Raw genomic sequence first — 16,505 nt, forward strand, 5'->3', positions numbered from 1 at the left:
AAAAAGAAACCCGACCACTATAAAAGAGGTCGGGTTTTGTATTTAAACCAATATTTTAATTTGCTTATTTTAATCCGGCTAAACTTTGCTCAATTGTAGCAATTTTTGCTAAAGCATCCGATTCTTTTTGTCTTTCGTTGGCCAGCACTTTTTCTGGTGCACCGGCAACAAATTTTTCATTTGCTAATTTTGATTGAACCGATTTTAAGAAACCTTGTGTGTAAATCAACTCAGCGTTCAACTTTGCAATTTCAGCGTCTACGTCAATACTTCCAGAAATCGGAATGAAATATTCGTTTGATTTTACTCTGAAAGAAAGTGCGCCATCAACTTTATCTGCAACATATTCAAAGTTCGAAATATTTCCTAATTTTGTTACAATGGTATCAAAATAAGTCGACACCTTATCGTTATTGATTGCTTTCAACTCGATTGCATCTTTAAAAGGTATGTTCTTGTCTTTACGAATGGTTCTAATTCCAGAAATTACTTCGATAGTCGACTCAAAATCAGCAATTAAACTGGCATTAAAAGGTTTTATTTCTGGCCAAGTAGAAACAATTAATGCTTCTTCAGCCGTTCTTACAGCAATGTGCTGCCAAATTTCTTCGGTTAAGAAAGGCATGAACGGATGCAATAATTTTAGATTGTTTTCGAGCATCTCAATCGCCTTATCAAAAGTGATTTTATCAATGGGTTGTTGGTAAGCCGGTTTAATCATTTCTAAAAACCAAGAGCAGAAATCGTCCCAAACCAATTTATAAATTCCCATTAAAGCTTCTGAAATTCTGTACTTTTCGAAGTTGTCTTCAATTTCAATTAAAGTTTGTTGCAATTTAGCTTCATACCATTCAACCGCTACTTTTGATGATTCTGGCTGCGGAATCGTTTCCGAAACTTCCCAGCCCTTTATCAATTTAAAGGCATTCCATATTTTATTGGTAAATCCTTTTCCTTGGTTGCATAGTTCTTCATCAAACATAATGTCATTTCCTGCGGATGCGCTCAACAATAAACCAACACGAACTCCATCAGCTCCAAATTTTTCGATTAAATCTAATGGATCAGGAGAGTTACCTAATGATTTAGACATTTTACGACGCTGCTTGTCGCGAACCAAACCAGTTAAATATACATTAGTAAATGGTTTTTTACCAGTGTATTCGTATCCTGCAATAATCATTCGCGCTACCCAGAAAAATAAAATATCTGGACCAGTTACTAAATCATTTGTGGGATAATAGTATTTAAAATCTTCGCTTTCTGGATCCATTATTCCTCCAAAAACAGACATTGGCCACAACCAAGAAGAAAACCAAGTATCTAAAGCATCCACATCTTGTCGTAAGTCTGCAGTAGTAAGATTTGAGTTTGCCGTTTTTTCTTTAGCTATAACCAAAGCGTCTTGTATATTTTCAGCCACGACAAAATCTTCTTTTCCATCGCCATAGAAATACGCAGGAATTTGTTGTCCCCACCACAATTGGCGAGAGATATTCCAATCGCGAATATTGTTCAGCCAGTGTGCATAGGTATTATTAAAACGTGCTGGATGTAATTTTATGGCACCATCTTCTAGTACCGATTTTATTGCAGGCTTAACTAAGTCTTCCATTTTCAAAAACCACTGATCTGATAATCTTGGCTCGATTACCGCTTTAGTTCTTTCTGAAGTCCCTACTTTGTTTAAGTGGATCTCGGTTTTTGCCAAAGCGCCAATTTCTTCTAACTCTTTGGCTACTTCGTCACGAACTACAAAACGGTCTTTTCCTTGATAATGCAAGCCAAAACTGTTTAATGTAGCATCTTCATTAAAAATATCAACGATTTCAAGATTGTGCTTTTCTCCTAGTGCTTTATCATTCATATCGTGTGCAGGGGTCACTTTCAAACAACCTGTACCAAATTCAATATCTACATACTCATCTTCGATAATCGGAATGATACGACCACAAATTGGCACAATTGCATTTTTGCCTTTCAAATGCACAAAACGCTCGTCGTTTGGATTGACACAAATAGCTGTGTCTCCAAAAATAGTTTCAGGACGTGTTGTTGCAATAGTTAAAAATTCTTCCGAACCTTCAATTCTATAATTCAGAAAATACAACTTCCCGTTTTGTTCTTCATATATAACCTCTTCATCAGACAAAGTTGTTTTTGCTTCTGGATCCCAGTTTACCATACGGTATCCACGGTAAATCAATCCTTTATTATACAAATCAACAAACGATTTAATAACAGATGCCGACATGTCAGCATCCATAGTAAACTTTGTACGTTCCCAATCGCAAGAAGCGCCTAATTTTTTAAGTTGCTCTAAAATTACACCTCCGTACTTATCGGTCCAATCCCAAGCGTGCTTCAGAAACTCTTCACGAGTTAAGTCATTCTTGTTAATTCCTTCCGATTTTAATTTCGCTACCACTTTGGCTTCGGTCGCAATAGAGGCATGATCGGTTCCTGGAACCCAACAAGCATTAAATCCTTTTAAACGTGCTCTGCGTATTAAAACATCTTGAATGGTATTGTTTAGCATGTGTCCCATGTGTAAAACTCCCGTAACGTTTGGCGGAGGAATTACAATGGTATATGGTGTTCTATGGTCCGGTTCTGAATGGAAATAATTATTTTTCATCCAATAGTCGTACCATTTATTCTCGATAGTTTTAGCGTCAAATTGTGCTGGAATACTCATAAAAAAGCAACGGTTTAGAACCAAAAAATATTTGGTTTGATTTTTGTAATTTATACTGTTAGCAAAAGTAAATAATTAAAGTACACTATAAAAAGAGAATTAATAAATTGTGTATTAATTAAAACAAAGTACATTTACTAAATAACCTACAAAATTAAAAATGATGAAAAAAGCAGTCACATTACTAACAATTTTACTTGTTAGCGCCATAGGATTTGCTCAAAATAATCCGAAGATTAGTTTTGCTGCCTCAGACAATACAATTGATTACGGAAAAGTGGAAAAAAGTAGAGACAACGGCATTCGTTCTTTTGAATTCACCAATACTGGAGATGCACCTTTAATGATTACATCGGTACAATCTACTAGTGGTATAACGATTGTTTCTCATCCGTCAGTTGGAATTATGCCAGGAAAATCAAGCAAAATTGAAATCAAGTACAATATGGCTCCCGGTCCCATTAGAAAAACTATTACGGTGGAGTCGAATGCTACAAACTGTCCCGAAGGCCGAGTAGCTTTAAAAATTAAAGGCGAAGTGGTTAACTAAAACTAAAAAAGCCTCTTGATAATCAAGAGGCTTTTTTTTATTTTAGAGCTCATCAATTAATTCAAATTTAAATTTCAGAATTTTATTGTTCCGTTCTACTTCCATAACAATGTATTTACTCCCTTCAGATTTTAAAAGGTTGTTGATTTGTTGCAAATTAAAGCGATGAATACTTTGATTATTAATGCTTAAAATAATATCTCCTGATCGCAGTCCTACTTTCTCGGCAGAAGAATTTTTTCGAATAGAGGCTATTTCAAAAATTGGCTTTAATTTAAATTCATACTTAAAATTAATTGTTTTACTTTTTGATTCTTCTTCTGCAACATAAGCAGCTGCAGGAGCTTTTAAACCTACAGTCTCTTTGATCCACTGCAAACCGTTGTGTTGAACGGCAATCCCGCTATGGTTGTACTGAAATGGTTTTTTAAAATTACTGTTCTTTTTCAAATACAATAATTCTTTTTGATAATCTAGTATCACGGTAAAACGATATAAAATTTCTCCGCCGACAGAACCTACACGATCCAACACCATATTAACATTTCGCACAGAAGCTGTGTCAGGAAATGCGGTTATGGGTTTATTGAACTCAAAATCTCCAATTTTAAACTGAGCAATTTTGGCGCGATATCCTAAAACATCACCACTAAAGCCTTTACCTAAAAAATCTTCAAACTTTTTAGCAGGCAATAGTAAACTGTCATTTTGAAACAACCAAATAGCATCACTGTTACCAATGTCTATTAATAATTTTGACTTCCGCTGCCTCTCATTTACCGAAATATCTGCAATTAAATACGGCTTCGATCTTTCAATCGTAATCGGAATTTTATCAAATTTCAAGAGTTTTCTAGCTTTAACTTTTGCATCGTTAGTATAGACATAAATCTTTCTTTTTTGATAATCGATTTCAACCACATTATCTTGAAACAATTTATAACCAATAATACCATTTACGGGAATGCCGATGTGTGCTGCCAAATTAAAAGATTGATCAAGAATGATAAAAATCGTGTGATTTTTAGACATTAAGCCGTGCGTTTCTAAAATATTGTTAGTCGATTTTAAACCCTCGATAGATTCGTCACTACCTAAACCTTTTAATTTTATTTTTTCAGAATTAAAAAAACTGACCTCTTTTTTATCTTCTAGGCTGAACAAAATTGTTTCAACTACACCCGAATCTAATAAGAAATTAAGCTCTACTCCGTTTACTTTTATCGGAATAAAAACCAGATTATTAATTAGCTTAAAAGGAATAATAGCTTTATCTTGCTGTTTAGGCAGGATAAAATTTTCTTGTGCAACTAAAGTTGTTGTTGCTGATAATAAAAAAAAGAGACAAAAAAACGTTTTGATTTTGGTCATTTCTTATAAAATTACTAAAAATATCACTAATTGACACAAAATTACACATATCAATAAAACTGGTGTTAATTTGGGAAAAAATACGCAAATTTGCACTTCAAAAATTCTAAAATGCTAACAATTTCAAAGAAAGGCAAAAACATGCCAGAGTCGCCGATACGAAAACTTGCTCCTTACGCTGATATTGCGATAGAAAAAGGTCTTAAAGTGTATCATTTAAATATAGGCCAACCCGATATTAAGACACCTGAAAAAGCGCTTGCTGCCATTAGAAATTTTGATGGAGATATTATTGAATACAGTCCTTCTGCAGGTTATGAAAGTTACAGACGTAAACTTGCAACTCTCTATCAATCACAAGATGTAGACGTAAATTTTGAAGATATTCTAATCACTACCGGCGGTTCAGAAGCATTGCTATTTGCATTAGCGGCTATTACAGACCCAGGCGACGAAATCATTATTCCGGAACCTTTCTACGCCAATTACAATGCTTTTGCTACATCCACAGGCGCTACCATAGTACCTTTGACTTCTTCAATTGAAAGTGGATTTGCTTTACCAAGTTTTGATACAATTGATGATTTAATTACACCGAAGACAAAAGCTATTTTAATTTGTAATCCGGGAAATCCAACTGGTTATTTGTATTCTGAAAAGGAAATGCTACAATTGGCTACTTTAGTCAAAAAATACAATTTGTTTTTAATTGCAGACGAAGTCTATCGTGAATTTACTTATGATGGTGATGTTCACCATTCTGTAATGAATTTAAAAGATGTAGAGCCCAATGTCATAATGATTGATTCCGTTTCGAAACGATACAGTATGTGTGGCGCACGTATTGGTTGTCTGGTTTCTAAAAATAAAGAAATAATTGCTACAGTTTTAAAGTTTGCGCAGGCTCGCCTAAGTCCGCCAACCATTGAGCAAATTGCTTGTGAGGCAGCGATAGACACTCCAGATGGATATTTTGAAAAAGTAGTTGATGAGTACAGACAAAGACGCAACACGTTAATAACTGAGTTGGATAAAATTGAAGGTTTAGTCGTTACCAAGCCAAAAGGAGCTTTTTACTGTATCGTACAATTGCCAATTGACGATGCAGAACATTTTGCAAAGTGGTTACTAGAAAGTTACGATTACAATGGAGAAACCGTGATGGTTGCTCCTGCGTCTGGATTTTATTCGACACCAGGAATGGGAATGAATCAAATTAGGATTGCCTACGTATTGGATAGAGAGGAATTAAAAAAAGCGGTTACTGTTTTAAAAGAAGCTTTATTAGTCTACACCAAAAAGTAGTAATTTCAAACTTATACAAAGGCAATAACACTTAAAAGTTATTGCCTTTTTTAGCTTAGATTAAATAATCACGATAAAAAACTTATTTCAAAGCTTAAACAAGTATTAAAAGTAAATAGGGAGACTAATGTTTCCTATTAATTAATTACCTTTACAAGCTTAAAATAGATACCCACAATAATTGATTTTTAATGATAAACGCTAACGATTTTTCAGATGAAATAGGTGACAATCACATTGCCACCAACGCACAAAACCCAGTTAGAGAAGACGCTTTTGACTTATCTGATGATGAAAAAATAGAAAAAATAAAAAAAGACGTCGAAAACATTCTGCAAACTCTAGGAATGGATTTGAACGATGACAGCATTAAAGGGACTCCCAATAGAGTAGCTAAAATGTTCGTTAAAGAAATATTTGGTGGATTAAATCCGCTTAAGAAACCAAAAGCTTCTACTTTTGAAAATAATTACAAATATGGTGAAATGTTGGTAGAAAAAAACATTACACTTTATTCAACTTGCGAGCACCATTTATTACCAATAATTGGTAGAGCTCACGTAGCTTATATCTCAAAAGGCCGCGTAATTGGACTTTCAAAAATGAACCGAATTGTTGAACATTATAGTAAAAGACCGCAAGTTCAAGAGCGTTTAACGATGCAAATTGTTCAGGAATTACAACAAGCATTAGGTACAGAAGATGTTGCTTGTGTCATTGATGCCAAACACCTATGCGTAAATTCTAGAGGAATTAAAGACATCGAAAGTAGTACTGTTACCTCTGAATTTGGTGGTAAATTTAAAGAGGCGCAAACTAGACGTGAATTTTTAGATTATATCAAATTAGAGACGAAGTTCTAAAAATTTACAAAACGATTATTTTTTATTCTTAGTAATCGAATCTAAACATTCGATTTAAAGTCAAACAAAACATAAACATGCCATTATATACCACTCAACACTTAAAAATATACAATTCACTGTCGGGCGAAAAAGAAGTTTTTACTCCTGTACATGAAGGAAATATTGGAATGTATGTTTGTGGTCCCACTGTGTACAGCAATGTACACTTAGGAAATGTGCGTACGTTTATGTCTTTTGACGTAATTTTTAGATACTTCTTACATCTCGATTATAAAGTTCGTTATGTTCGCAACATTACCGACGTCGGCCATATTGTTGATGACGTAGACGAAGGTGAAGATAAGATCGCAAAAAAAGCGCGTTTAGAGCAGTTGGAACCTATGGAAGTAGTTCAGCGATATACCGTTGACTTTCATGAAATTTTAAAAGCTTTCATTTTTTTACCTCCAAGTATTGAACCTACGGCAACTGGACATATCATAGAACAAATTGAAATCATTAAAAAAATTATAGCTACAGGAATCGGGTACGAATCTAACGGCTCGGTTTATTTTGATGTAAAAAAATACAACGAAACCAAAAAATACGGTATTTTAAGTGGACGTAATCTTGAGGATATGTTAACGAATACGCGCGATTTGGACGGTCAATCGGATAAAAAAAATCCACAAGACTTTGCTTTATGGAAAAAAGCAGAGCCGCAACATATTATGCGCTGGCCTTCGCCTTGGAGTGATGGTTTTCCTGGTTGGCACTTAGAGTGTACTGCAATGAGCACCAAATATCTTGGAAACCACTTTGACATACACGGCGGTGGATTAGATTTAAAATTTCCGCACCACGAGTGCGAAATTGCACAAAATGAAGCTTGTACCGGTCAGACACCTGTAAATTACTGGATGCACGCTAATATGCTAACTTTAAACGGTAAAAAGATGGCGAAATCTACTGGAAATAATATTCTTCCAGGTGAGATTTTATCAGGAAAAAATTCTATTTTAAGTAAGCCATTTTCTGCCTCAGTTACTCGTTTTTTCATGCTACAAGCACATTATCGCAGCGTATTAGATTTTTCTGATGATGCGATTGTTGCAGCCGAAAAAGGATACAAACGTTTAATGGAAGCCCTTGCAACATTACCAACTATTTCTCCAACTACAGTTACCTCATTCCCATTAGCGGAATGGAAGCAAGCGTGTTACGATGCGATGAATGATGATTTTAATTCGCCGATCTTGATTGCGCAATTATTTGATGCCGTTAGATATATCAATTTGCTAAATGAAGGCAAAGAAACGATAACTGCTGACGATTTAGCGGACTTCACCAAAACCATACATGCTTTTGTTTTTGATGTCTTGGGATTGAAAGATGAAAAAGCATCCGATGCAACAACTGACAAATTAGAAGGAATGGTTGACATGCTTATCGGGATGCGAAATCAAGCTCGATCAGATAAAAACTTTGCTCTTTCTGACCAAATTAGAGATCAATTGATTGGCTTAGGAATTCAATTAAAAGACGGTAAAGAAGGAACTACATTTAGCGTTAACTAATTTCGCTTTATTCAGTTAGACCAATAAAGTTTGATTGCATTAGCTATTGATAGAATGAAAACCGAACACTCTCCTTTTATGGTATCAAAAATTCTAATTTATCCCTTTGTACTATTGGTGCGTTTTTACCAAGTCGCTATTTCTCCTTTTACACCTTCGGTCTGTCGCTTCGAGCCTACTTGTTCTAGTTATATGATTGGCGCTTTACAAAACCATGGTTTGTTTTACGGTGGTTATTTAGGACTCAAACGAATTGTTCGCTGCAATCCTTGGGGCGGAAAAGGGTATGACCCCGTTCCAGAGAAACAGGCAGATTCAAAAGATTAACTTTATTTAACGATATTCTTTATTTTAAAGTTCTATTTTTACAATACAATAAAATATTTTACTTAATGAATACAGCTTTACACATGGTTTGGAACCCTTCTGAAGGAATAGATTTAGGCTTTTTTATGATTCGCTACTACAGCCTAATGTTTGTAATCGCGTTTGGACTAGGGTGGTACATTATGAAGCAGATATTTGTTCGAGAAGGCGAATCGGTTGAAAAATTAGACTCGCTCTTCATTTGGTCTGTTCTAGCCACCTTAATTGGAGCTCGTTTAGGTCATGTCTTTTTTTATGATTGGGAATACTTTAGAAATAACATTGCGGAAATCTTCTTACCCTTCCGCTTCTCACCAAAGTTTGAATTTACTGGATACCAAGGATTAGCGAGCCATGGAGCTGCCATTTCTGTAATTGTTGCAATGTATTATTTTAGTAAAAAAATATTGAAACGCCCTTTACTGTGGATTCTAGATCGCATTGTAATCCCTGTTTCAAGTGGAGCTGTTTTTGTTCGTTTGGGAAATTTCTTTAACTCTGAAATTATAGGAAAACAAACAGATTCGGTATTTGGAATTCGATTTTTACACGATCAATTTAATCCAAGCGAAGCAGTCAATGCTACTCAGATTCCAAATCCTAAGGCGGCTTATAGTGCCATAGCTAATGATCCGAAATTCTTTTCGCTATTAGAACAAGTGCCAGCAAAACATCCGACACAATTGTATGAAGCATTTTGTTATATTTTTGTATTCGCTCTGTTATTTTTTCTATACTGGAAAACTAATATCAGACAAAAATCAGGATTTTTATTTGGTTTGTTTTTAGTGTTATTATTTGTCGTTCGATTCATAGTTGAATTTGTAAAAGAAAGTCAAGGCGGATTTGAGAATGAATTAGGCATATTCTCGACAGGACAATGGCTAAGCATCCCGTTTATTATTGTAGGTATCTACTTTATGATTCGCGCTAATAACGTTCCTAGAGACCTTTAATCAAGCATTAAACACTACTATTAATATAGAAATCCGAAACCGTTTATAAGTGGTTTCGGATTTTTTACGTCTAATTGGCATTGTATAATTATCGTTTTAAAGATTATCAAGTAAAAATGTTTCGGAACTACTTTTGAAAAGTTTAGCTTTACAGAACTAGCAAAATATTAAAAATAAGGTGGTTAAACAAATAATCAAGATCAAATAGACGAAAAATTAACGGATATTTTCCCCGAGAATATTCTTTCATCAGAAGGACTAGGTTAATTAAGTAGACTTGAGATCGTACTGAATAGTAAAGCCAAGAAATAGAACTTTAAAGAAATACCATTGGAGATTGCGACTTCATGATGATTATAATAAGAGAAATAGCTTATTTTATTTCATAGATGGATGGTAAAGCACCTTTGGTAGAGATGTGATAACTACAAAGAAACCAATCAACTCGTGCTTAAAAGTACCAGAAAAACTGACTTAACACGGATGTAAGTGACATCCTTTTTTGACTGTTTTTGCAGGCATAAAAGATTCAGCAAACTTTTGGTCCTAACATATTATAAATTAGAAAATGGAAGTTGCAAAACAAAAAAAAAGGGATTCAACTTACGCTGAATCCCTTTTGTATGCAATATATCTTTTGAAATTATGCTTTCAACTCGTTGTGATGATCTTCAACAACGTGTTTTGCGTCTTCTGAAATCGTGTCCACTAATACCGGAGTTGCAATAAATAATGAAGAGTAGGTTCCTACGACGATACCAATTAGCATCGCGAAAATAAATCCTCTAATTGATTCTCCACCGAAAACAAACATGATCAATAATACAATAATCATTGTTAATGACGTATTTATCGTTCTTGACATCGTTGTATTAATAGCCGAGTTTACGATATCAGCAAATGAACCTTTCATGTTTCCTGCTAAATATTCACGAACTCTGTCAAACACAATAACGGTATCATTCATCGAGTACCCAATAACAGTCAAAATTGCTGCAATAAAGTGTTGGTCAATCTCCATTCCGAATGGCATGAATTTGTAACAGAAAGAATAAATTCCTAATACAAAGATAACATCATGCGCAACTGCTGCGATAGCTCCCAAACTGTACTGCCATTTTCTAAAACTGATAACTAAGTATAGACCTACTATAATCATAGCTCCAAGAACTGCCCAATATGCATTGGTTTTAATATCTTCTGCAACTGTTGGTCCTACTTTAGATGCTTGTAAAATACCTACTTTTTTACCACTGTATGAGTTGATAAATTGATCGTAAGTTAAACCTGCAGCATAGTGATGTTTTAATGTTTCGTACATTAATTTATTGACTTCTTCGTCAGCTTCGATTCCGTGCTCTTCTACTTTGTATTTCGTAGTAATCTTTAACTGATTGTCGCTACCAAAAACTTTCGCTTCTACACTTCCAAAAACAGCAACTAGTTCATCTTTAATTTCTTCAGCTTTAACCGGTTTTTCAAAACGAACTTGGAAAGTTCTACCTCCAACAAAATCAACACCTTGGTCAAAACCATTAGTGAAAATAGAAACTAAACTTAAAATTACAATAATCACAGAGAAACTGTATGTCCATTTTTTAACTCCAAGGAAATCAAAATTGAAGTTTGTAAACCAATTTTTGGTTACTGACGTAACAAAAGTTAAATCGTTCTTTTTATTAATATTTCTATCAATGAAAATTCTAGCGATAAAAATAGAAGTAAATAAAGAGGTAATAATACCGATCAATAATGTTGTAGCAAAACCTTTAATTGGTCCCGATCCGAAGATAAATAAAACGGCTCCAGTTAAAATGTGCGTTACGTTGGCATCTGTAATAGATGACATTGCACCTCTCCAACTATAGGAGATTTTTACCGATTCGTCTAGTGTTTTACCAAGACGTAATTCTTCTTTTGCACGTTCGAATATAATAATATTTGCATCTACCGCAGTACCCATCGTTAATACGATACCAGCAATACCAGGCAAAGTAAGAACCGCACCTAAACTTGCTAAAATTCCGAATAAGAAAAGTAAGTTAACCGCTAATGCAATATTAGCATACCAACCTGCTTTACCGTAGTAAATCATCATCCAAAGGGATACTAAAAGCAACCCGATCAACGCTGAATTTGTTCCATTATCAATTGCTTCTTGACCCAAAGATGGTCCTACCACTTCTGATTGTACAATATCTGCTGCAGCTGGTAATTTACCTGCTCGTAAAACGTTTGCTAAATCTTTTGTTTCTGTTACATCAAACACTCCAGAAATTTCAGATCTACCTCCAGAAATTGGACCGCTAGAAACTCCAGGCGCAGAATAAACGATGTCATCTAAAACAATTGCGATATTGCTTTTTTGAGAGTAAGCTCTACCGGTTAATTCTTCCCAAGATTTGGCGCCTTGGCTGTTCATTTGCATTGACACAGCTGGTTTACCCATCTGATCAAAAGTATCTTTTGCATCTGTAACGACTCCACCGCTCATCGCAGCTTCATTGTTTCTGTTCCCTTTTAAAGCATATAATTCAACTGCTTCAATTTGTTTTCCTTTAGCATCGCTCAATTTTGTTGGTTTACCCCAAACAAATTTTGCATAATGTAAGTCTGCAGGCAATAAAACTTTAATGTCTGCTCTTTTTAAATAACCGTTGATTGTTGCTGTATCCTTAGGAGCAAATAATCCTAAAACAGGACCACCACCTTGACCAATTAATTTATCAAATAAAGGATTGTTTCCTGTTGCAGCATTCGCTGAATCTTTTCCTCCAGTTAACAAATCACTTAAAGAATCTTTTGCAACAGTTTTAGTTTCTGTTTTTTTGATTTCGGTTTTCTTTAAGGCGTCGTTTGCAGCCATTAAGAAATTACCCATATCTTCGATTTTGTACGTTTCCCAAAATTCTAATTGAGCCGTACTTTGCAATAGTTTTTTAATTCTATCTACATCTTTTGCTCCTGGTAATTCAACCAAGATTCTACCTGTTTCTCCTAATTTTTGGATATTTGGTTGTGAAACACCAAATTTATCGATACGTTTTCTTAATACTCCAAAAGCACTTTCTACAGACTCATCAACTTTTCTTTTGATAACAACTTTAGCTTGTGCATCTGTCATTTGAAAATCGATTCCACCTTCACCTTGTAAACTTCTGTTTGCAAAGATATCTGGAGAAGCTAGTTTTACTGTTCCTTTTGAATTGGCTTCAAAAGCATCGAAAAAAGCATCTAAATACGTTTGATTCCCTTTTAAATTAGTAGTAGCATCTGCTAATGACTTATTAAAAACTGGGTTTTTAGAATTATTTGATAATCCTTTTAAAACATCTTTTACAGAAATCTGAAGAATTACGTTAATTCCCCCTTCTAAGTCAAGACCTTTGTTGATTTGCTTGTCTTTTACTTCGTCGTAAGTAAAATCAGTAAATCCAAGACTAAAAACTTTTTCTTTACTAATAGAATCTAAATATTTTAATTCTTTATCAGAGTTTCCTGCTGCGAAAGATTTTGCATCACCTTTGACTTTACTAGCCATAAAAGTGAAGGATAATTGGTAAATACTTACCAATGCAAATAGAATTGCGAAAAATTTAATAAGTCCTTTATTCTGCATTATTACTAAAAATTAATTATGTTTTGTGTTTGTTACTGTTTTTAATTCCTTTAGAACACTAGCCTTAAGCTAGTAAAATTTCTTAAAAAACAAGGCCGCTAATCTCATGATTTTTTTTGAACCGAGCAAATATATAATTAACGAAAATATTAACCAATTAATTTTTTAATTAATATCAAAAAAAAGACTGCTATTTTGCAGTCTTTTTAAATTAAGGCCTAAAATATTACGCCAATATGTCTTTTAATGCTTCATTCATGTTGCGAACTGCTACTGCACTTTTTGCGAAAAGCGCTTTTTCTTGTTCGTTTAATTCAATTTCAACGATCTCTTCCACTCCGTTTCTACCAATAATACATGGAACACCGATGCAAATATCGCTTTCGCCATACTCTCCATCTACCATTACTGAACAAGCAATCATTTTCTTTTGATCGTTCAAAATACTGTCCACTAAAAATGCAACTGAAGCTCCTGGCGCATACCAAGCAGAAGTACCTAATAGTCCTGTTAATGTTGCTCCACCTACCATAGTATCAGCAGCTACTTTTTGCAAAACATCTTCTGATAAAAATTGTGTAACCGGAATACCGTTGTAGGACGCCAGTCTAGTTAAAGGAATCATAGTTGTATCTCCATGTCCACCAATAACCATAGCAGAAACATCATTTGATGGTTTATCTAAAGCTAAAGATAAGTAGGTTCTAAATCGAGAACTATCTAAAGCTCCACCCATACCAATTATTCTATTTTTTGGTAATCCTGTTGCTTTTAAAGCTAAATAAGTCATGGTATCCATTGGATTAGAAACTACCACTATAATAGCATCTGGTGAATGTCGTAAAACACTCTCCACTACCGACTTCACAATTCCTGCATTGATACCAATAAGCTCTTCACGAGTCATTCCTGGCTTTCTTGGAATTCCTGAAGTAATTACTACTACTGCACTTCCTGCGGTTTTAGTATAATCATTTGTAACTCCTGTAACTTTTGTATTAAAACCAGTATTTGTAGCACATTGCATGATATCTAAAGCTTTTCCTTGTGCAAAACCTTCTTTGATATCTAATAATACTACTTCACTTGCAATTCCTCTATACGAAATGACGTCTGCACAAGTTGCTCCTACGTTTCCTGCTCCAACAATGGTAACTTTCATATTATACTGTGTTTTTAGGTTTTTAATTATTAAAATTGAGTTCCTAATTTACGCATCTATTTTAGCATAAACTGCATTTTTTTCAATAAATTCTCTACGAGGCGGAACCTCATCTCCCATTAACATAGAGAACACACGATCCGCTTCTGCAAGACTGTCAATTGTTATTTTTCTCAACGTTCTAAAACTTGGATCCATGGTAGTTTCCCACAATTGTTCTGCGTTCATCTCCCCAAGACCTTTGTAGCGCTGAATTCCTGCGCTTCCGCCCATTCTCTCATTTGCTTGGTCGCGCTGTAAGTCATTCCAAGCATATTCTTTTTTATTTCCCTTTTTAACTAAATATAAAGGTGGAGCAGCAATATACACGTGTCCTTCTTCGATTAATTCTCTCATAAATCGGAAGAAGAATGTCAAAATTAAAGTAGAAATATGACTACCATCGACATCAGCATCACACATAATGATTACTTTATGGTATCGTAGCTTTGAAATATTTAGCGCCTTACTATCTTCTTCAGTACCTACTGTTACACCAAGTGCTGTAAAAATATTTCGAATCTCTTCATTTTCAAAAACTTTGTGATGCATTGCTTTCTCTACGTTCAAAATCTTACCACGTAAAGGCAAAATAGCTTGAAAGGCACGATCACGACCTTGCTTTGCCGTTCCACCTGCCGAATCTCCCTCGACAAGATATACTTCGCATTTTGCAGGATCTTGCTCAGAACAGTCCGATAATTTTCCTGGCAATCCACCGCCACCCATTACGGTTTTGCGTTGAACCATTTCACGCGCTTTTTTAGCTGCGTGGCGTGCTTGCGCTGCAAGAATTACTTTTTGAACAATAATTCGTGCATCATTAGGATTTTCTTCCAAATAAGCTTCAATCATATCTCCAACAGCTTGACTTACTGGCGACACAACTTCTCTATTTCCTAATTTCGTTTTGGTTTGCCCCTCAAATTGTGGCTCTTGAACTTTTACTGATATAATTGCCGTAAGGCCTTCACGGAAGTCATCTCCAGCAATATCAAACTTCAATTTATCTAGCATTCCAGACGAATCTGCATATTTCTTTAACGACCTCGTAAGACCCGTTCTAAAACCTTGCAAGTGCGTTCCTCCTTCGTGCGTATTGATATTATTTACATATGAGAAAATATTCTCTCCGTAACTGGTATTGTAAATCAAGGCTACCTCAACTGGAATCTCCCCTTTATCACTATCCATGCTTATTACATGCGCAATAATTGGTTCACGATTTCCGTCTAAGTATCTAATATATTCCTTTAATCCTTCTGTAGAATGAAATATTTCTTGTTTAAATTCACCTTTATCATCGACTTCTCTTTTGTCTGTAAACGTGATTACAATTCCTTTATTCAAGAAAGACAATTCGCGCATACGTCCTGATAATGTTTCATACGAAAACTCAACAGTTTGCGTAAAAATACTTGGATCAGGATAAAAAGTAACAATGGTTCCTCTTTTTGTAGTTTCACCAATTTGTTTTACCGGATATAGTGCTTTTCCTTTTTCGTATTCTTGTTCGTAGACTTTTCCGTTGCTACTATGAACCGTAGCTCGCAAATGAATAGAAAGTGCATTTACAACAGAAACTCCAACTCCGTGTAATCCTCCAGAAACTTTATACGAATCTTTGTCAAATTTACCTCCAGCTCCAATTTTGGTCATTACAACCTCAAGTGCAGAAACGCCTTCTTTTTTATGTATATCTACTGGAATACCACGACCGTTGTCTTCAACACTTACTGATCCATCTTCATTGATTGTAACACTTATCGTATCACAATGTCCTCCCATCGCCTCATCAATCGAGTTATCGACTACTTCATAAACCAAATGATGGAGTCCACGAACACCTACGTCTCCAATATACATCGACGGTCGCATTCTTACGTGCTCCATCCCTTCAAGTGCCTGAATACTATCTGCTGAATAATTGTTGTTCTTGATTTCTTCGCTCATATGTTTTATTCTAAAAAATGTAATATTTGTCTAACACGCAAATATATAAAATCGTAGCCTATAT

11 protein-coding genes are annotated in these 16,505 nt (G+C 34.9%); 6 read left to right on the top strand and 5 right to left on the bottom strand.

The window, feature by feature from the left end; all coding sequences use genetic code 11:
• Positions 1-64 precede the first annotated feature (64 nt).
• Entirely contained in the window at positions 65-2,698 is a 2,634-nt protein-coding gene (locus tag AP058_RS09660; protein WP_066309848.1) for a valine--tRNA ligase, read from the bottom strand.
• Positions 2,699-2,861: 163 nt separating this feature from the next.
• Here AP058_RS09660 and AP058_RS09665 point away from each other — a divergent pair, with 163 nt between their 5' ends.
• Positions 2,862-3,248 (top strand): DUF1573 domain-containing protein, encoded by a 387-nt coding sequence (locus AP058_RS09665; protein ID WP_066309849.1) that lies wholly within the window; start codon positions 2,862-2,864, stop codon positions 3,246-3,248.
• Between the two features lie 42 nt (positions 3,249-3,290).
• Here the strand turns inward: AP058_RS09665 and AP058_RS09670 are convergent, their stop codons facing one another.
• Positions 3,291-4,619 carry a PDZ domain-containing protein gene (locus tag AP058_RS09670; RefSeq protein WP_157492679.1) on the bottom strand — a complete coding sequence of 443 codons (1,329 nt, stop codon included), beginning with the start codon at positions 4,617-4,619 and terminating at the stop codon, positions 3,291-3,293.
• Between the two features lie 111 nt (positions 4,620-4,730).
• On the opposite strand from AP058_RS09670, the gene AP058_RS09675 reads away from it, so the two are divergent.
• The 5 genes from AP058_RS09675 to lgt all read left to right on the top strand — a co-directional run bounded on the left by AP058_RS09675 (position 4,731) and on the right by lgt (position 9,668).
• Positions 4,731-5,924 carry a pyridoxal phosphate-dependent aminotransferase gene (locus AP058_RS09675; RefSeq protein ID WP_066309852.1) on the top strand — a complete coding sequence of 398 codons (1,194 nt, stop codon included), beginning with the start codon at positions 4,731-4,733 and terminating at the stop codon, positions 5,922-5,924.
• Positions 5,925-6,115: 191 nt separating this feature from the next.
• Positions 6,116-6,787, top strand: a complete 672-nt coding sequence (folE, locus tag AP058_RS09680) for a GTP cyclohydrolase I FolE (RefSeq protein WP_066309854.1) — start codon at positions 6,116-6,118, stop codon at positions 6,785-6,787.
• Between the two features lie 77 nt (positions 6,788-6,864).
• Positions 6,865-8,346 carry a cysteine--tRNA ligase gene (cysS, locus tag AP058_RS09685; RefSeq protein WP_066309856.1) on the top strand — a complete coding sequence of 494 codons (1,482 nt, stop codon included), beginning with the start codon at positions 6,865-6,867 and terminating at the stop codon, positions 8,344-8,346.
• Between the two features lie 78 nt (positions 8,347-8,424).
• Entirely contained in the window at positions 8,425-8,673 is a 249-nt protein-coding gene (gene yidD / locus AP058_RS09690; RefSeq protein ID WP_066311093.1) for a membrane protein insertion efficiency factor YidD, read from the top strand.
• A 65-nt stretch (positions 8,674-8,738) separates the two neighbouring features.
• Positions 8,739-9,668, top strand: coding sequence for a prolipoprotein diacylglyceryl transferase (lgt, locus tag AP058_RS09695; RefSeq protein ID WP_066309858.1), 930 nt, complete (start codon positions 8,739-8,741; stop codon positions 9,666-9,668).
• A 643-nt stretch (positions 9,669-10,311) separates the two neighbouring features.
• Here the strand turns inward: lgt and secDF are convergent.
• The 3 genes from secDF to gyrB form a co-directional block, all read right to left on the bottom strand.
• Complete coding sequence (secDF, locus tag AP058_RS09700; RefSeq protein ID WP_066309861.1) at positions 10,312-13,287, bottom strand: protein translocase subunit SecDF; 2,976 nt, start codon at positions 13,285-13,287, stop codon at positions 10,312-10,314.
• Between the two features lie 226 nt (positions 13,288-13,513).
• The gene (gene mdh / locus AP058_RS09705; RefSeq protein ID WP_066309863.1) at positions 13,514-14,449 is read right to left on the bottom strand and encodes a malate dehydrogenase; all 936 of its coding nucleotides are present in this window, start codon (positions 14,447-14,449) and stop codon (positions 13,514-13,516) included.
• 48 nt (positions 14,450-14,497) lie between these two features.
• On the bottom strand, positions 14,498-16,441 hold the full coding sequence (gyrB, locus tag AP058_RS09710; protein WP_066309867.1) for a DNA topoisomerase (ATP-hydrolyzing) subunit B: 1,944 nt from the start codon (positions 16,439-16,441) through the stop codon (positions 14,498-14,500).
• Positions 16,442-16,505: the final 64 nt, after the last annotated feature.

It is taken from the genome of Flavobacterium sp. TAB 87, from assembly GCF_001529295.1.
Taxonomy (GTDB): Bacteria; Bacteroidota; Bacteroidia; order Flavobacteriales; family Flavobacteriaceae; genus Flavobacterium.